Here is an 18,191-nt window from a genome sequence, read left to right as displayed (position 1 = left end):
ATTTTCTAGGTCACGTTTCTCTGCGGAAAGAGCTTCCCTGGCAAACCTTGACGACAGGGGAACACTGGTATACTCATTTCCCATTTCAATGGGCGGTTTCCAATGATGTAGTGGATATTCTTCAGCCTGATATTAATTGGGTTGGGGGACTGACAACTTGTTTAAAGATTGCTGCTATTGCTGAATCTGCTGGTAAAAAAGTTATGCTGCATGCCGGAGGACGCAACCCTTATGGTCAGCACTTCTCACACGCAGTGTCCTGCGTTCCTTGGTTAGAATACTTTGTGAGAGGTGCTCCAGGAATTCCATTAGAGGAAACCATAGAAGTTCCCCGACAAAAGATCCCAAAAGATGGCTGGATGGAATTAGATGATCGACCAGGATTTGGGTTAGGTATTGAAGAAAGCTGGCTCTCACCTTATTAAATTATGTTTTATCATACTCTCACGTATTGAATTCTTTAATTTTTAGAAGTTTTTTTCCAGTTTGCTAAGCCAGCTAAAGGCTTGCCTTCCTATTCTCACATCAACTTCATACTGTATTCTCAAATGAAGAATTTACCACTGAGGAAAGTTGGACAGACTGCACTCAAGCTCCCAGTGCTTGGTTTTGGCGGAGCCCCCCTCGGTGAATTGTTTGGGCGTGTCTCAGAAACACAATCACGCCAAACTTTGGAAAGTGCATGGTCTGCAGGCATTCGCTACTACGATACTGCTCCCTGGTATGGACATGGGTTGAGTGAACATCGGATTGGTGGATTGCTGCGCCAGCAAGATCCAAAGGAATTCCTGTGTTCCACCAAAGTCGGGAGAGTGTATTCGCGCTATCGAGGTCAGGCCAAAGACTTCAACGGTTCACCCTGGGCCGGTGGACTGCCCTTTACCCTTAAGTTTGATTATACCTATGATGGAATTTTGCGCTCCTACGAGGATAGTCTGCTGCGTTTTGGTTTGAACCAGATCGATGTACTCGTGATTCATGATTTAGATCTTGGTTACCATCGCACGGAAAAGCGCATGAATGAATACTTTAAGGAGTTGGAATCAGGTTGTAAGGCACTAGATGAACTAAAGCGTAGTGGAGAAATCAAGGCTTTTGGAGCTGGTATAAACGATGAATCCATGATGCCGAGATTTCTGGAAGAATGTCCCCTGGATTTCTTTCTGGTGGCAATGCCCTATACCTTGCTGGATCAAGATGTTTTAGACAATATTTTCCCGAAGTGTGAGAACCTGGGTGTAGGAGTCGTCGTTGGAGCCCCCTATGCTTCTGGAATCCTTGCCAGTGGAGCAATCGAGGGCGCAAAATACAAATATGCGGATGCAACTCCTGAAGTGCTTCAGAAGGTGAGGGCGATTGAAAGATTATGCAATGACCACCAAATTCCTCTCAAGGCGGCTGCCTTACAATTTCCATTGGGACATTCGTTAGTAGCTTCGATCATTCCTGGGGCTTTTCAACCAGTTCAGGTTTTAGAAAATCGGCAACTGGTGGAACATCCCATTCCTTCAGCCTTTTGGGATGATTGTAAATCGGCTAATCTGATTCGTAACGATGCTCCTACTCCTCACTAATCATTTCTTGATTCGGAAGCTGGATTGGATTCGCTAAATCTTAAATTCTGACGCAAGTTCTAACCTGCTCAAATTGAATGATATCTGTCTTAAATCATCCAGATCTATCACCTTTAATTCCACTCAGAATATAATGTACTCAGTCCAGCCTTTTCTACTGACAGTATAAGCATTTTTACAACAGACTGTAGGAGGCCCAAGAGTGCAGAATTTAACTCAGAATACTCTATCTACTGCAGTTTTCCTTAATCCAGCACTCTATCTCTTCTGCCCAAGACAACCTCACCCTGTTTAGATTTATTTTGTTTTACGTAAATTATAGTTGATTTTCTAAATCCGCTGTAATACTACTTCGTTTGGTTCGACCATTAAATTTAAATCATAAATTGGTCCAACCAATCTAGATACATTTTGAATTCGCTATTGGAAGCTATTTTTCCTTCAAGCGTTTTGCATTTGCTTCCCCATTCTTTTCCATTCCTAGCCAAGCTTGAGATGAAATCAAATAAATACGTGCCTGATTCGTTGTATGCCAGTTGAGAAGGAAAAATGAGCATCAAGTTAGAAGTCAAGGAAGCAACGAAGTTCTACACAACTAAATCCGGAAATCTTCATGCCCTGGACCAGTTTTCAGTAGGCATTGATTCAGGAGATTTTGTCAGCATTGTTGGACCATCCGGTTGTGGTAAGTCTACCTTGTTATGGTCCATTGCGGGGCTACATGATTTGACTAGCGGTGAGATTGCACTGGATGGAAAGAAGATTGATGGACCCAATGATCAAATTGGCATGGTCTTCCAGGAAGCCAACATGTTGCCTTGGCGCAGTCTCATTAAAAACATTGAATTTCCTTTTGAGATTAAGAAAAAAGCACCGAATACAGCCCGCATCAATGAGCTATTGAAACGAGTGGGCCTTTCAGGTTTTGAAACAAAGTATCCAAGAGAATTGTCAGGCGGAATGCAGCAAAGGGCATCAATTGTCAGGGCTCTCTCATTCGATCCTTCGGTGTTGTTGATGGACGAACCATTTGGAGCCTTGGACGCATTTACTCGGGATGAAATGAATCTCCTGGTGCAGGAGATCTGGCTAGAAACCAAGAAAACGATCATCTTCATCACACACAACATTGCAGAAGCGGTGTTTCTCTCCAGCAAAGTTTTCGTGATGTCAGCGAGACCCGGGAGATTGGCAAACGTTTACGAAATTGACTACGCCAGGCCAAGATCTATCGAGATGCTCTCAGATCCAAAGATCATTCAGACAATCAACCAGATTCGCAGCAATATCATTGAGCAAACCACTTAGCCAGGGTAGTAGAAATGGCAGATAAGTACCTTGGGGACAATATCCCCAAGTTTGATAATCAAGGCAATGACTCAGGGGATGTTTCTCTCACAAACTGGTCAGCGCTGACCAAGGTCCAGAAGCGCACAGTGGGTGAAGTGATACTGATTATCCTTTTTGCGGTCTGCATTGTTGGAGGGCTGGAAGCATATGTAATCATTTATGAGGTCCCTCAATTTGTTTTTCCGAGGCCCAGTGCAATCGCCATGGCTCTGTTCACTGACTTTGAGTTTATTGTACCTCACCTTGGTCACACCTTGGTTGAGCTGTTTTCTGGTTTCTTTATCGGGGCATCCATCGGGCTGATCCTCGCTGGAGTGATCACCCAGTTTCCCTTTGTTGAAAAGATCGTCGCACCCTACATCTTGATGCTGGTTACCACGCCAATGCTGGCCTTAGTGCCTTTACTGATTCTACGTTTTGGCTTTGGTTATGAACCTCGGATCATCGCAGTGGCTTTGGCATCCGGTCCAATGGTGATGATCAACTCGGCCACCGGTTTCCGCCGAGTCGATCTCGCAAAAATCGCGTTAGCCCGATCTTTTGGCGCAAGCACCATGCAAATTTTCCTCAAGGTAAGAGTACCCATGGCGTTACCAATGATCATCGTTGGTTTGATGGTTGGCGCAATCTTCGGCCTTTTGACAGCAGTCGGAGCAGAGATGGTTGGTGGTGGCTTTGGCCTTGGAAATCGACTGACAACGTATTCAGCAACGATCAAGATGCCCCAGTTCTTTGCGATCATTCTGATTCTCTCGACCTTAGGGATTCTGATTTATTTGTTCTTCTATTTCGTTGGTAAGAAGTGGGCTAGTTGGGAATCTTAAATTGGCGCGGGCGCAGTCAATTTAAGGAATCATTGCGTCCATCAACCGCAGAGCAGGAGGAGTGATGACAGAACTCAATCGAAGAAGGTTCTTACAGGTGACTGCTGCTGGTGCAGTGGCTACCTCGGTGTTGGGAACAAGTGCTCTCACACCAAAGACGGCACAGGCCGCAACCACCTACACCTGGATTTCTCCAAGAGGTACCATTGAGGTGCTGGATGACTATCCTTACTGGGTAGCCAAGGAAATGGGGTACTTTGGGGATATTGACACGAGGCTGGAGCCAGGCCCCTCAGATGGAACGGCAACCGTAAAGTTTGTTGCCTTGGGACAGGCAGATATGGGATATCCTTCGCCAGGAGTGTTTTCTTTTGCCCTCGAAAACGAGTTGGACTTGGTTTCGGTCTTCAACATGGGAGCCCGTGACGTTTTCGATTTTGCTTTCCGACCTGGGGAAGGATTCACCGATCTACGCCAAATGGAAGGGAAAACCGTGCTCTTGGGAAGCGCCGCCTGGCAGTCTATTGCGGACCCAATCTTTGCGGCAGCGGGTGCAGATGTGACCAAGATCAAGTATATCGAAGCTGGTTGGCCCCAGTGGGGAACCATTCTGGCCAGTGGAGAGGGTGATGCAGCCTTAGCTTGGGAAGGCCTGCGCGCGGACTGGGAAGGCAAGGGCTTGAAATTTGAGTACTGGCTGGGTGTTGATCAATCGGTCTTCCCAGCGAATTCCTTTGTCGTCAAGCGCTCTGACACCCAAGATCCTGAAAAGAGAAAGATTCTTGGACAGTATCTGAGAGGGTGGGCAATGGGACTGGAATTCGGAGAGCACAACCCACGAGCTGCCACAGACATTGTTTTCAAGTCACTTCCCATTGTTAAGAGCAATCTTGGGGCTGATTTGGGAACAGAATCCATGCTACAGCTCGCAAATGTCTTCCGAGGCAATATGGATGAGCGACAAGGTTGGGGCTACCATGATTGGGGTAGCTGGAAGGCTTACTTCAAGACCATTCGTAGAATCGGGCAATTGAAGCGTGACGTGAACGTAGGCAAGGTGATTAGCAATGATTTCATTGGGGCTGCCAATGATTTCGATGTCAACAAGGTCATGGCGGATGCCAAAGGTTATACACTCTCCGCTGACCTGGCCAAGGTGGATGTCGACAAGATCAAGGGTCGTTTTTACGCCAACGTAGTCAAGTAGTTAATTCCTTCATGATTCCGTTCTCCTAGAGCCAAATTGGGGTGAACAATTTTTAGGAAGAGTTGTTTCACCCTTTCATCAATATTGATTCTCAGACTACTTAAACTCACTAAATAGAAGAATTAACCTGATATTTTCAGGATTCACAAGATTGTTAGAGTATACAGCAAACGACTGTTCTAAACCTCACTAATGAGGATCTTATGTCAGTGAAAGTCTTGGTGGTGGGGCTTGGGAACATGGGGACTTCTCATGCGCTGGCTTACCACAATAATCCTGGCTTCGAAATTGTTGGCCTAATGAGCAGAACCCTGTGTGAGAAGGTTGACAAGCTCCCCAAGGAGTTGCAGGGATATCCAATCTATGAAGACTACAGCAAGGCGCTCCAAGATTCTCAGCCAGATGCGGTTTCAATCAACACTTGGCCGAACACCCACGCTGCTTTTGCCTCGGAGGCAATTGAGCAGGGTTGTCATGTGTTCATGGAGAAACCCCTGGCAACGAATGTGGAGGATGCTTCAAAAGTCGTAGAACTGGCCAGAAAGCACCAAAGGAAATTGGTGCTTGGCTACATCCTTAGAGTCCATCCCTCCTGGGTAAAATTTATTGAAGTCGGCAAGACCTTGGGTAAGCCCTTGGTGATGCGATTGAATCTCAATCAACAAAGCAGTGGGGAGACTTGGTTTTGGCACAAGAACCTGATCGACTCGCTGATTCCGATTGTCGATTGTGGAGTGCACTATGTTGACGTGATGTGCCAGTTGACGGATGCCAAGCCTGTCCGTGTGCATGGAATTGGAGCCAAGCTCTGGGCAGAAGCTGACAAACAGAACTATGGTCATCTGCATGTCACCTTTGATGATGGCTCAGTAGGCTGGTACGAAGCAGGTTGGGGCCCCATGATGAGTGAAGTTGCCTACTTTGTGAAGGATATCGTCGGACCGAAAGGGTGTGTTTCGATGATTGTTCCCTCTGAACAACTTGCTGAAGAGGGAGAAGTGACAGATTCAGCCAACATTGATCGGCATACCAAAACCAATCTGATCCAAATCCACCATGCGGAGGTAAATCCCAGTAGCAAACAATTTCTCAAAAAAGATCAGTTCGTGGATACGTTGAATGAGCCATCGCACCAAGAACTCTGTGACTTGGAGCAACAAATGTTTCTGGATGCGATTGAACAGGATCAGGATTTGTCTGAATCAATGGAGGCTGCCGTCAATAGCCTCAAGATTGTGTTGGCCGCTGAGGAGAGTATTCAAACAGGCCAAGCCATTTATTTGTAGGATAGCAGCATGACAAACAAAGTCGTTGAGCAATGGATTGAGCAATTCAATGCTTCTTTTGCAAGTGCTAAGAGTGTTGATTTGGATAGTCTCTTTCAGGAAGAGTTCTTCTGGCGGGACATCCTCTGCATTTCGTGGAGTTTGAATACTTTTGAAACTCACCAAGAGGTGTTGGGAGCCCTCAAGCAAAACAAGGCTGCTTTTCCAATAAAGATTGAAAGCTACTATGATGTGAAGCGGGCTGACGGTGTAGTGGAGTGCTTTCTCGACATCACCAACGGAATTGGCCGTGGGAAAGGATACGTGCGCCTCAAACGTGGGAAAGCCTGGACCCTGCTGACTACCCTGGAAGAGCTGCAAGGCTACGAGGAGAAACGGGCAGAAAGAAGAATCCTTGGCACTCGGCACGGCGCTCACAAGAATCGACAAATCTGGCATGAAGTAAAGCAAGCTCAAGAACAAGCACTTGGTGACACAGAGCAACCCTATTGTGTTGTTGTAGGTGGAGGCCAAGCTGGGATCATGCTGGCAACTCGGCTCAAGAAGTTGGGTGTCTCTACAATTGTATTGGAGAAGAACAAGCGAGCTGGCGATTCCTGGCGCAATCGATACCGTTTCCTAACCTTGCACGATCCCATCTGGTATGACCACTTCCCTTATATTCCCTTCCCAGATGACTGGCCGGTCTTCACACCCAAGAACAAGATGGGGGACTGGTTGGAGATGTACACGAAGGTAATGGATCTCAACTACTGGACGGAGAGTAGGTGCTCGAAGGCGACTTTTGACGAGAGTACGCAGCAGTGGGAAGTCGAAGTAATGCGCAAGGGAGAAAAGTTAACCCTGCGACCCACTCAGCTTGTGTTTACTACAGGCGCTTATGGTCCACCGAAGGGAATTCCAATCAAGGGGAAGAAGAAATTCAAGGGTCAGATCTTCCATTCCTCCGAATACCAGGATGGTCGAGCATTCAAAGGCAAGAGGTGTGTGGTTGTCGGCTCTGCAACCTCAGCCCATGACATCTGCCAGGATCTTTGGGAGTGTGGTGCCAGATCGGTTACGATGGCCCAAAGGTCATCTAGCATCATCATCAAATCTGAAACCTTGCTGGAGTATGGATTTGGGGAACTCTACTCCGAGCAGGCATTGAAGAATGGGATCACCACGGACAAAGCAGATTTGCTCTTTGCCTCCCTGCCTTACAAGCTTGTGCCTGATGTGCACAGAGAGGTTTACAGGCAGATGTACGAGCACGACAAAGAGTTCTATGACCAGCTACAGGAGTCAGGCTTCAGATTTGATTTTGGAGAGGATGGCTCTGGGTTGTTGATGCGAGCTCTGAGGACCGCCTCAGGTTACTACATTGATGTAGGTGCTTCAGAGTTGATCATCCAGAAGAAGGTCAAGCTCAAGACAGGGGCTACTCCGGAGCGCGTAGATGAGCAGTTTCTCTACTTTGATGATGGCAGTAAGTTGGCAGCCGACGTGATCTTTTTCGCGATTGGCTACCATTCGATGGATAAGGTCATCGAGAAATTGATTTCTAAGGAAACTGCTGAAAAAGTGGGGCGCTTCTGGGGAATTGGTTCAGGAATCAAAGGAGATCCTGGTCCATGGGAAGGCGAGTTACGAAATCTTTGGAAGCCAACCAAGCAATCCAACCTTTGGTTTCACGGGGGCAACCTGCACTTGTCACGTTTCTACTCCAAGTATGTGGCCCTGCAGATTAAGGGTCGGATGGAGCAAGTGAAAATGAAATCAATCATGCCTAGTTGAAGAGCAGATCTGGGAAGGGTTCTCTGAAGAGTGATTAGATCGTACAAGTTCACTCAGCTTTCTCTTGGAACCAGCCCTTCTAGATTTTAGTTGATCAGGCTTTTGCTCTGCATGGTAGAACTGCTGAATGATAATCAGATGATTGTCTGATAAGTTTTGCTTGAAGCCTCCCCTGGTTCGTATCGGATCATTGAAGGCTTTTAGAGCATTGATGATGTTCAAATAAGTAAACCTTATTAAAGCCCAGAATCTAATTTGGAGGAATGAGTACGAAATTCCCAACATGCTTTTTCAGCAAGAACTCTTGTTGGGCCTCGACAATTTGCTCTAGAGGAAAGGTCTGTGCGAGTAGAGGTCGAAGTTGTTCGTTTTCAAGATAAGCAATCAGGCTTGGGAAGACGCCTTCATCCCAGGCAGTACAACCAATCAACTGCAAGTCCTTCAGGTAGAAGGTGCGTGTATCAAAAGAGACTACAGGTCCTCCAATTGCGCCCGCAGAAACGTACCGCCCACCACGCTTCAAAACTTTCAATAGTGCTGTAAAGGAATCGCCAGCCACCAGATCGATCACTACATCTACAGATTCTTCTCCCAGCACTTCCAACACATTCTCATCACGTGCCATGGTTTGTTCTGCACCGAGATCCGAGATTTTTTGTTGCTTCTCAGGGGCCACAACAGCAATGATCTGTGCCTTCCGAAGTTTTGACAATTGAACGGCAGCAGAGCCAACTCCACCTGAGGCTCCAGTGATCAAGACCTTTTCTCCAGACTGAATCCCTGCTCGATGAATCATGTTTTCTGCAGTTCCATAAGCACATGGAATGGTAGCCAACTCAGCAGCACTCCAGTCACATTTGACTTCAAAAACTTCTGATTGAGGAACTTTGACATATTGCGCAAAGGCCCCATCGAAGTCAGAGCCCATCCACAAATTTTCCATTGATGAGAACCCCAGTGGTCGCATACAGGACCTTACCAACACTTGCTTGCTCAGTAGTTTTGAATCTGCGTTCGAGCCAAGCTGGATCACTTCACCACAGCAGTCAGTTCCCTGGACGAAAGGGAAAGGGGTAATCTCATTCCAACCTCCATCTATAGGAATTTCTTTTTGTTGAACTTGGGAACTGGCTACTGCTGAGGTGCTTTGGGTCATAGAATCAGAATACCAGCCGACACGAGTGTTGATTTCCGTATTGTTCATCCCAGCAGCTAGTACTCGGATCAATACCTCCTTGTCTCCAGGTTGGGGACGTTTGACCACACGACACTGCAATTGTTCGAATCCCCCATTACTCGCTGTCACAACAGCTTTCATCGTCTTTTCATTCGGTAAAGGATCAAACCGATCTAGGTGGGGGGAAGCGTCCCAGGTCATCAAGTGGTACCTTTATATTTGAAGAAAAAGTTGAGCATTCTAAAAATGGTCTACTCCACCAACCCATTCAAAAATCAGTCATTGGATGCAATGAATTCTGCTAGGGAAGGAAGCGAGGTGGGCGATCTAGCAGGAGACGGTTGTTACAACCATTTCATGATCAGACAGGTAGTTCCCTGATTTTAAGAGAGCGGGAACGACATGGGATTGACTCCCCAGACAGGATCTGAGCAGTAACCAGTCGAGAGTTTGGTGTGGTGCATGAGGGCCTCCACGAGTGGTGGTCTGGCCAGTATTGGCGGTTTCCCATGCAAAATTGTAATTTGCAAAAGTGGAGAAGCTGGGCTCCCAAGACTCTGGCTGATTTCTTCGTTGTGTTTGACTGGTGTGAGCTTCGGAGAGAGTGTTGGTGTTCAGGTCGTCTCCAATCACCATGGGAATCGTTCCATATTCCTGCACCAACAATTTCATCAATCGCTGAGTCTGCTGATTCCGATGATCTGGATTACTTTCACTTTCATAATGAACAGTGACACAACCAAGTGGGCCTTTCTCCGTATCAAGAAGCGCAGTGATCGCCATTTGACCACCGACTCTATGCTGCCCGTCTTGTTTAGGTGACAGGACAAACCACAAACCTCCTTTGTCCAGCGCAATCAGTTTGATTTTTCGCAATGGTCACCGAGATAGGATGGCATTGCCATGGAGACCATGCTCATTCGGTACTCCGTTAAACTCAGCCATCTCCAGCGGATCTCCCAATCCCAATTCGACGAACTCCACTCCAAAAGCGTAGCCCCAGCCAAATCGTTCTGCCAGTTCCTTGGTGGTGTGGCGTTGTTTGGAGCGAGCCATTCCCCAGTCCACTTCGGTTGCCAACAAAACACCAATTTTTGCTATACGGATGACCTAAGCGCTTTCTCCGACTCACTTGCAGCATTCAGGGTTCGAGGCTCCCACGATGATCTTTTCTGGAAAATCACTGGAAGCTTGAGGTTGCCTCACTTCCACCTCGTTGAGGCAAGGCCAGCTTCGCATCCAATGCTCATGAGAAGCTGAACTACCCTAGTTGCAGCTTGGCTACGATCTTCTTGAGAAGGTGGTTGTAACTGGTTGACGGTTTTGTGAACTACAGTGCGCATTCCATTTTCAGAATTGAATTCGGAGATCGACTTCTAAGTTTGAATTTACTTTGGAAAACAGAGAATGGGGCGAGAGCTTTCTTGAATAAAGCTCAGATTCGATTGCCTGCCTGATCGAAAATCAGCACTTTGTCGGGCTGGATCCCCCAAAGGACCTGAGCGCTTTTTTCAATGCTTTCCGTAGCGGAGGATTGAATGGAGCGAAGGATGCTGCCGTCATCAAGCATCACATCATATAGATTTTCACGTCCTTGGGTTTCAACGAAAGAGATGGTTCCAGGGATTTGAATAGGGTTGTTGGGCTGGTAGTGTTCTGGCCGAATACCCAAGCGAATCTTCGTCCCATTTGTAGGCATGGAGCTGCCTGGAAAATTAAATTGAATTTTTCTGTTCAAAAGATGAATTTCACCCTCCTGCACATGTGCATCCAGAAAAGCGATTGGTGGGTTACCCAAGAAACCAGCTACAAAATCATTGATTGGTTGTTGATACATTTCTGTGGGAGAAGCAACTTGTAGAATCTCACCCTCCTTCATGATTGCAATCCGGTCACTCATGCTCATCGCTTCAACCTGATCATGAGTCACCAGTACTGCGGAGATTCTAGTTTCCAACTGAATCCGCCGGATTTCAGATCGCATTTCAAGACGGAGCTTGGCATCCAGGTTTGCCAAGGGTTCATCCAGTAGCAAGATACTAGGTTTGCGCACCAATGCTCTTGCAAGAGCAACACGCTGCTGTTGACCGCCAGAGAGCTGCTCGGGTCGTCGCTTTAATAATTCTCCAATATGAACTAACTCAGCAATTTCAGCGACTTTCTCACGGATTGTGTTTTTGTGCTCTTTGCGGACAGTCAATGGAAAAGCAATGTTTTCAAAAACACTCATATGAGGATAGAGCGCATACGACTGGAACACGACACCCACGTTGCGTTGCTGGGCTGGAACACGACTGACATCCTGATCTCCAAATAGGACACGTCCACCATCAACCCGATGAATTCCACAAATTGTGAAGAGAGTGGTTGATTTGCCACATCCGGATGGACCCAGAAGGGCGAGCAGTTCACCTTCCCGAATCTTCAGGTTCATTTTTTCGATGACGGTCACCTCACCAAAGCGTTTGGTGAAATCTTCAAGAATGATTTCCATCAGCCTTTGGTTCCTCCTCCGTAGATGTTCATCAATTTGTCTTGGAAGAACAGATACATGATTACAACGGGAGTCGCATAGAAGAGCCCCACAGATTTGAAGAGATTGAATTCAAAATTTCGATCATCTGCGATAAGGGAAGCCAAGTAGCCAGAAAGTACCTGAACATTATTCGCTGGCGCCAAAACGGTTGGTAGGATGTACTCTCCCCAGCCAGAGAGAAAAGAGAACACACCCAAGGCGATAATCCCTGGACGGACCTGGGGGAGGACCAGATGATACCAAACCGTGAAACGACTAGCACCATCCTGCAATCCTGCCATCTCGATCTCCCAAGGCACGGAGTCATAGAATCCTTTCATAATCCAAATACCGAGTGGGAGCTGGAGCGATGTCATCACAATAATCACTCCGATGAGCGTATTGTAGAGCCCAATCAACTGCAGAATCAGAAAGATTGCAATGATCAAAGTGATCGAAGGAAAAGCGTGTAAAATCAAAACTCCTGCAAGAAATTCCCGACGGAAAGGAATGTTTAGGCGGGAGAGAGCGTACCCTGCTGTTGAAGAAACAGAGAGCACCAGTAACATCACGGAGCTGGCAAAAACGAGAGTGTTTAGGGTCACCTGCCAGATGTTTGCTTTCCCCTCAATGTCCTCGTAAAGAAAGCGCCAGTGTTCCAGGGTAAAGCTGCTTGGCAGGATTCCTCCAGGTTCCGTATTGGTGACGGTATCCAACACCAGATAGGAATACATCAGCACGATTGGCACGGTTGCTAACACCAAAGCGGTGAGAATAGGCCAATTTTTGAAGTTTTGAGACACCAGAACCCTTATTGCTCAATTCGTGGTTGACGCACCAACTCTTGAAAGCGGAAAAAACGTAGAAAAATGAAAGACATGATCACACCAATAACAACCAGCACAAGAGCCAGGGCTGCTCCATATCCATATTGTAAATTGCCCCAATAATTGTCCAAAGCGTTATGGTAAGCCGCTAGAGCCCAGACTTCCGTTGTAGAGCCGGGTCCTCCATCTGTAGAGAGCAGAATTTGTTCAAAGGATGTCAATAAGGAAAGACACTGATAGACCGTCACGAAGAGGATCGGCCACTTTAACTGTGGTAAGATGATGAAGCGAATCTGTTGCCAGCGATTGGCTCCGTCAACCTCACTTGCATAAAGCAATGGTTTGGGAATCGCTGTGATGGCACTGGAGAACAGAATCATTCCCATCGAAGCACCAATGAATCCGTTGATCAGCACAACAAAGACCCATGCATTCAGAGTTGTATCCAACATCCAGTTGCGCTGTGCGACACCTAGAGGATTCAGGATGGCGTTCAAAAATCCTGTGTCCCAAGTCAGCCACTTCCAGAGCACAACATAGAGCACAGAGGGTGAAATTCGGGGTAGAAGCCATAGAGCTCTAAAAATTCCTGCTTGCCCCTTCGGTAAATAGAAGGTGGCGATAGCCAGGACTAGCGCAAAGCCCACGTTGAAGAGCAGCAAGGTGAAAGTGACATAGATGATCGTGTTGAAGAGTATTTGCTTTGTCTCTGGGAGGATCGTCATCTTGTGGAAATTATCTGTTGTCCATATCCATCCAGTGTAGGCAGCCTGGCTGAGCGTATTGATTTGATCAGGAGTAAGCTCAATTTGCAGCTCAGCAAGCGCAGCTTTCAAATCAGTTTCTGTCTCAAACCGCTCATTGATCAGCGATTTTCTGAAGTATGGTGAGGTTGATTTCAGTTCACGTGTACTACGTGGTCGGTTTTGTAGTTTTTTTAGGAAACGTTCGAATTCTCTACGGCTCTTGAAGTTCTGCCCAAGATGTTTTTCTTCAAGTTCTGCTAGTAAGGCAGGCTCTATACCAGCGTTACGGGCAATCTGTAAAGTGGCTTGAGCAATTTCGTAACTCTCGGAACCAATGCTATCCAGATTTGCTTTTTCGAAGCCTTGGTCAGATAGATCCCTAAGGAGTGAGGGTGTGATTTGATAGGCACCACCTGTAATCCCGGTGGCTGTACTCATATTTGTGAAGGAGAAGATGCCTGTGAGTACCACTGGCGTCAAAAAAAAGACAGTAACTAATATAAGCGCAGGGGCGATAAAAACATAGCCAAGTTTTGCAGATAAACTCATTGGCCGTACAAGCGAATCAGAATTTGAAGGAAGGGCACCCCCCCAGAATGATCCAGGGAGATGACAGAGAGAATTAGCGGATGAGGATGTCACCTCCGAGTTGGGCTTTCAGCTCAGACTCCACATCAGCGATAGCTTCTGCAGGAGATTTCTGACCAGTCCAACTGGCTTCAAGTCCCTTCCACATTGCATCAAAATAGGGTGAGAAACCTGTGTGGTTGGGTTGAGCACTGGCATAGGGCAACAGGCGAACGGTCGCTTCACTAGCCCAGCGATCATTAGCGTAAAGAGGCACAGACTGCTGTGACTTGGCAATGCCAAGATGTGCAGACTTGATTGCATGCAGCGTGTTGATGCGAGGCTCTGAAGCAATAGCTATCAATTGGGCGGCTACTGCTGCATCATCATCACTTCCTCGGTTTGTCACCAGATAGACCAAGGGGTGAGTAATGGTATTCGCGCTACCGCTTCTGTCTCCAGCTGGAATCAAGCTGAACATCACACTGCCAAAGAAGTCTTGAAGCCCCTCTTTGCCGGTATATCGCGCATAGTGCCAGGTACCTCCATGCCACAAACCAGCTTTACCAGACGCGACCTCGGAGTACCATTGATCCCAGGGGGTTCCGATATGGTTTTTGCGGGTAACACCCATTTCGACAGCTTTGGCAAAAAATTCATAAACTTTTTGCATAGCAGCCTTATCAAAGACCAATTTTCCAGAGGAACTATCCAGCATATCTCCACCATAGGAAAGGTAGAACTGCCAGTAGTCACCACCTTTGGAAACACGGGGATACCAACCGTAGCCTGCTTCGACAAGCCCTGCATCCTGCATTTTCTTGGCATCATTCAATACATCATCCAAGGTGTATTGACCACTCTGCACCTTTTCTGGCATAGCACGAATATCAGCATCGCTGTAGCCAATGGCCTTGAGGTGAGGGATCCAAGCAAAGAACGGCCGTGATTCCGCATCTTGAGGGACTCCATAAATGACTCCCTCAAACGATGAAATCTCAATTAGGTTCTCGAACAGATCGTTAAGAGGCCAGGTGTCGAAATCAACATAATCTTCGATTGGCCGAATCAAACCAGACTGAGACCATGGCGCGATATCTTCGTGGCCTGTTACTACGATGTGTGGGGCATTATTGGCTTCTGCGGCCAGTGTCACTGCCTGCTTAAAACCACCCCATCCATCAAAGTCGTACTTCGTCTCAACAGTGATGTTTAAATCTTCACCACGAATAGCCGCCTCTCTTTCGAGGATGTCTGCTGCCATGGTAATAGCGTCAACACGGTAGGCGTCGGCGACGTTAGAGCCACCTGCCCATACCTGTATGGTCAAATCCCTAGCGATTGCTTGACTAAAAGGCAAACTGGCTGCTGTGGCAAGCATCACAAATCCAGTCAATGCGCGTTTCAAACTCACTTTCAACATAACAAACCTCCAAGCTGATTAAGGAATTTTGCCTTCATGACAAAGCCCTAACATAAACTGGCAAATTCACATGCCTTGTTCTCAAGATTCTTGATCATTCATTTATTTAAAGAAAATGAGCCTGGAAAACTATTTTCCAGACAGAATCTTCTACCACCCAATCATAATAGCTGATTGTTTTGAGAATGTTAGCATGATGAAAACAATGCCATCGTAATCAAGGCAGGAGTGGCAACCCAAAGCTCTCTGGAGAGAGTCAACTACCACGGGCCAAATTTTTAATACAGTCAAACAAAAATGAAAAGGTAATAGATAACATTTATTTTCGGTTGAATTTTATTCTTGCTCTGAAATGACGTATTTTAATTTAACGAAAATCAAATTATAAAATTTAAATCAAAAAAACATGTTATTTTTTTAATAAAATCAGTAAAAAAATCTCTTCGGATTAACCATGTCAAATAGGCAAAATGAACTTTAATCAAAAATGGATGGCGCGCTTCGGGTGGCCTAGTGTTGAAGATTTGCACTTACCACTAGCAATTGCTCACCGAGGTGCCAGTAATTATCGGACGGAGAACACGCTGGAGGCGTTTCAACTGGCTGGGGAGTTGGGCGCTGAAATGTGGGAGCTGGATGTGCGATTGTCCAGAGATGGGGTCGTGGTGGTTTGTCATGATGAAAGCTTGGAGCGAGTGGGGGGAATTCCACTGCGAATCCAAAATGCCACTTGGGCAGAGATCAGTGCAGTCGAACTGCTGGGAAACCAGCGAGTACCCCGACTGGAGGAGGTGATTGAACTAGCCCGACGAACCCACTCTGGACTTTACATTGAGCTGAAGGCAGCTGAAGCCGCAGAGCCCACTTGGCGCATCCTACAAGAACAGAACTTCCAATATGCTGTCATCGGATCCTTTCATGCCGACTGGATTGCTCAACTTCGTCAGGCAAAGTGTTCATATCCGCTCTCCGTGCTGATACCAATTGGTGTGGATCCCTTCGAATACAGCTCTGTTGCTTCGCCAGACATCATTCATCTTTGTTGGAAACGGGCCTCTTCCACTCCTCATGAGTTAGTGACTGAGGAGTTGGTGAGCCGCTGTCAGCAACAAGGCATGGCGTTGGTGACCTGGGATGAAGAACGAGCGGAGGTCCTTCGGGGACTCGATGATTTGCCCATCTTGGGGATTTGCTCGGACTGTCCTGAAATTCTCAAACCTTGGCCTAGTGGTTCACAGGGTTTCCCCATGATGGTTTGCCATCGTGGGGCAAACTTTCTGGCACCTGAAAACACACTGCCTGCTGCCAGCATCTGCATTTCACAAGGCTTTGATATAGTCGAGATCGATGTGCGGACCACGGCTGATGGTGAGATTGTCTTGATGCATGATGCCACTGTGGATCGAACAACAAACGGCAAGGGTCTTGTCCGAGAATTGATGCTGGATCAGGTCTGTCAGTTAGATGCGGGGTCTTCTTATTCACAGATTTATGTTGGGACTAGGGTCCCCACCCTTGATGAATTTCTTGCGCATTGTCGTGGTCAGTGTGGGGCCTATGTTGAGATCAAGGACGCTGATCCGGACCAGGTGCTGAAGAAGGTGGTTGCTCACACAATGCTGGAAGATGTGTTTTTCTGGTGCCGCAAAACTGAAGTCCTTCAAAGAATTCGAAATCTTGAGCCCAAAGCCCAATTGATGGCCACCCGCTGGATGTATCCGAGCTTGGAAGCAGCAATTGCTGAATATCAGGCTGACATCATCGAGTATGAATTGGGGCGAGATGACTTGACCGAGATTGCAAGATGCCAAGCCATGGGGGTTAGAACGATGGCTTTTAGCCTCACCCACGATTTGTTGAAACTTCAGCAGATTGAAACCTTGAATGCGGATCTTGTGAACTTGGATCGACCCGATTTGTTCAAATTATTGAAGGTTTATCCGGACAGTCTGCAGAGGTAAAAAACGTTTGATTCAAGGCGATGAAGGAGTGAATGCGTTCAATTGAGGAGATCGAGGGCTTATTCGTCAGGAGATTCGACTTTTTCGTCGAAGAAGGGATGGTAAGCGCAACCGTTGTACTCAATATGTCCATCCGGCATGGTCGTGTTGCAAAGACGGGCTCCTCCGAACAGCGTCTTGATGGTTCTTGCATAGATCAGGCTGGCCCCATCCAGATTGGCTGGTTGCAGGTTTACGTAGCTGAGGTTGGCCCCATCCAGATGAGCTTTTTGTAGATTTGCTCCTTCGAGATTTGCTCCCTCTAGGTTAGCTCCTGTCAGATCCGCTCCTTGGAGTGAGGTGCCCTGCATGTTGGCATACGAAAGATTGGCATACCCAAGATGAGCCTCTCGCAGATTTGCCTTCTGCAACATCGCCAACTCCAGCTTGGCATCACTCAGCTTGGCTCGTTGCAGGTTGGCTTCCTTCAAAACTGCAATGAACAGGTTGGCTCCCTCCGGGTTGGCTCCCTCCAAGTTGGCCCCACAGTACAGCCTCTGACAAATTCCCCTCTGGACAAGCGTTGGTTTCCTTCAGGCGTTGCAGATCATCCTCACTAAGCATTTTTCCTCTGAAGCAAATGCATGATAAACAAATTTTAGTTTTGGTCTGCTAACAATAATCATTCCTGAAACGTCCTACGACAACACATTACTTTTCTGGTTCGGAATCTGGCTTGACGAGTAAAGGTGCCTAATTTTGTAATCAGCAGCTTTCACGATTTATTGTTACATCAAGTCAAAGCTTGCTTTCCATACATTAGGGATATTTGTAATCATTAAAACGGACTTCCCGTGTTTTGCATTGTGCTGTAGGGGCTTAATGTATTACCAAGTCCTAATTGTCCATCAGCATTGATCCCCCAACAAAACACCTGATTGTTCGCCAGATTGTAAGCACAAGCAGAAGATTGACCGAT

General features: G+C 46.9%; 16 protein-coding genes. 8 read left to right on the top strand and 8 right to left on the bottom strand.

Going from position 1 to position 18,191, the window contains the following annotated elements; all coding sequences use genetic code 11:
• The 7 genes from P8O70_21250 to P8O70_21220 form a co-directional block, all read left to right on the top strand.
• The coding region (locus tag P8O70_21250; GenBank protein MDG2199369.1) for an enolase C-terminal domain-like protein at positions 1 to 425 on the top strand (425 nt) is incomplete at its 5' end.
• A 123-nt stretch (positions 426 to 548) separates the two neighbouring features.
• Positions 549 to 1,574, top strand: coding sequence for an aldo/keto reductase (locus P8O70_21245; protein ID MDG2199368.1), 1,026 nt, complete (start codon positions 549 to 551; stop codon positions 1,572 to 1,574).
• A gap of 549 nt (positions 1,575 to 2,123) precedes the next feature.
• The gene (locus P8O70_21240) at positions 2,124 to 2,882 is read left to right on the top strand and encodes an ABC transporter ATP-binding protein (GenBank protein ID MDG2199367.1); all 759 of its coding nucleotides are present in this window, start codon (positions 2,124 to 2,126) and stop codon (positions 2,880 to 2,882) included.
• A 14-nt stretch (positions 2,883 to 2,896) separates the two neighbouring features.
• Positions 2,897 to 3,748: an ABC transporter permease gene (locus tag P8O70_21235; GenBank protein ID MDG2199366.1), complete on the top strand. Its 852-nt coding sequence runs from the start codon at positions 2,897 to 2,899 to the stop codon at positions 3,746 to 3,748.
• Between the two features lie 64 nt (positions 3,749 to 3,812).
• Complete coding sequence (locus P8O70_21230) at positions 3,813 to 4,955, top strand: ABC transporter substrate-binding protein (GenBank protein MDG2199365.1); 1,143 nt, start codon at positions 3,813 to 3,815, stop codon at positions 4,953 to 4,955.
• A 203-nt stretch (positions 4,956 to 5,158) separates the two neighbouring features.
• Positions 5,159 to 6,241, top strand: a complete 1,083-nt coding sequence (locus P8O70_21225; protein MDG2199364.1) for a Gfo/Idh/MocA family oxidoreductase — start codon at positions 5,159 to 5,161, stop codon at positions 6,239 to 6,241.
• Positions 6,242 to 6,250: 9 nt separating this feature from the next.
• Positions 6,251 to 8,017 carry an NAD(P)/FAD-dependent oxidoreductase gene (locus P8O70_21220; GenBank protein ID MDG2199363.1) on the top strand — a complete coding sequence of 589 codons (1,767 nt, stop codon included), beginning with the start codon at positions 6,251 to 6,253 and terminating at the stop codon, positions 8,015 to 8,017.
• Between the two features lie 250 nt (positions 8,018 to 8,267).
• Here P8O70_21220 and P8O70_21215 read toward each other — a convergent pair whose 3' ends face one another.
• The 7 genes from P8O70_21215 to P8O70_21185 form a co-directional block, all read right to left on the bottom strand.
• A complete protein-coding gene (locus P8O70_21215) occupies positions 8,268 to 9,395 on the bottom strand; it encodes an alcohol dehydrogenase family protein (protein MDG2199362.1) in 1,128 nt (375 codons plus the stop codon).
• Between the two features lie 126 nt (positions 9,396 to 9,521).
• Complete coding sequence (locus P8O70_21210; GenBank protein MDG2199361.1) at positions 9,522 to 10,070, bottom strand: hypothetical protein; 549 nt, start codon at positions 10,068 to 10,070, stop codon at positions 9,522 to 9,524.
• A 3-nt stretch (positions 10,071 to 10,073) separates the two neighbouring features.
• Positions 10,074 to 10,274 carry a hypothetical protein gene (locus P8O70_21205; protein MDG2199360.1) on the bottom strand — a complete coding sequence of 67 codons (201 nt, stop codon included), beginning with the start codon at positions 10,272 to 10,274 and terminating at the stop codon, positions 10,074 to 10,076.
• Between the two features lie 355 nt (positions 10,275 to 10,629).
• A complete protein-coding gene (locus P8O70_21200; protein ID MDG2199359.1) occupies positions 10,630 to 11,688 on the bottom strand; it encodes an ABC transporter ATP-binding protein in 1,059 nt (352 codons plus the stop codon).
• Entirely contained in the window at positions 11,688 to 12,512 is an 825-nt protein-coding gene (locus tag P8O70_21195; GenBank protein ID MDG2199358.1) for a carbohydrate ABC transporter permease, read from the bottom strand. Before P8O70_21195 ends, P8O70_21200 begins: the two co-directional genes overlap by 1 nt.
• Positions 12,513 to 12,520: 8 nt before the next feature.
• The gene (locus P8O70_21190) at positions 12,521 to 13,831 is read right to left on the bottom strand and encodes a sugar ABC transporter permease (GenBank protein ID MDG2199357.1); all 1,311 of its coding nucleotides are present in this window, start codon (positions 13,829 to 13,831) and stop codon (positions 12,521 to 12,523) included.
• A 73-nt stretch (positions 13,832 to 13,904) separates the two neighbouring features.
• The gene (locus P8O70_21185; protein MDG2199356.1) at positions 13,905 to 15,230 is read right to left on the bottom strand and encodes an extracellular solute-binding protein; all 1,326 of its coding nucleotides are present in this window, start codon (positions 15,228 to 15,230) and stop codon (positions 13,905 to 13,907) included.
• Positions 15,231 to 15,742: 512 nt separating this feature from the next.
• Between P8O70_21185 and P8O70_21180 the strand changes: the two genes are divergently transcribed.
• Positions 15,743 to 17,233, top strand: a complete 1,491-nt coding sequence (locus tag P8O70_21180; GenBank protein ID MDG2199355.1) for a glycerophosphodiester phosphodiesterase family protein — start codon at positions 15,743 to 15,745, stop codon at positions 17,231 to 17,233.
• A 59-nt stretch (positions 17,234 to 17,292) separates the two neighbouring features.
• Here P8O70_21180 and P8O70_21175 read toward each other — a convergent pair whose 3' ends face one another.
• The gene (locus P8O70_21175) at positions 17,293 to 17,748 is read right to left on the bottom strand and encodes a pentapeptide repeat-containing protein (protein MDG2199354.1); all 456 of its coding nucleotides are present in this window, start codon (positions 17,746 to 17,748) and stop codon (positions 17,293 to 17,295) included.
• Positions 17,749 to 18,191 lie beyond the last annotated feature (443 nt).

The organism is SAR324 cluster bacterium, from assembly GCA_029245725.1.
GTDB lineage: Bacteria > SAR324 > SAR324 > SAR324 > NAC60-12 > JCVI-SCAAA005.
Note: the sequence above shows the minus strand (reverse complement) of the source record. Positions and strands in the feature narration are given on the sequence as shown.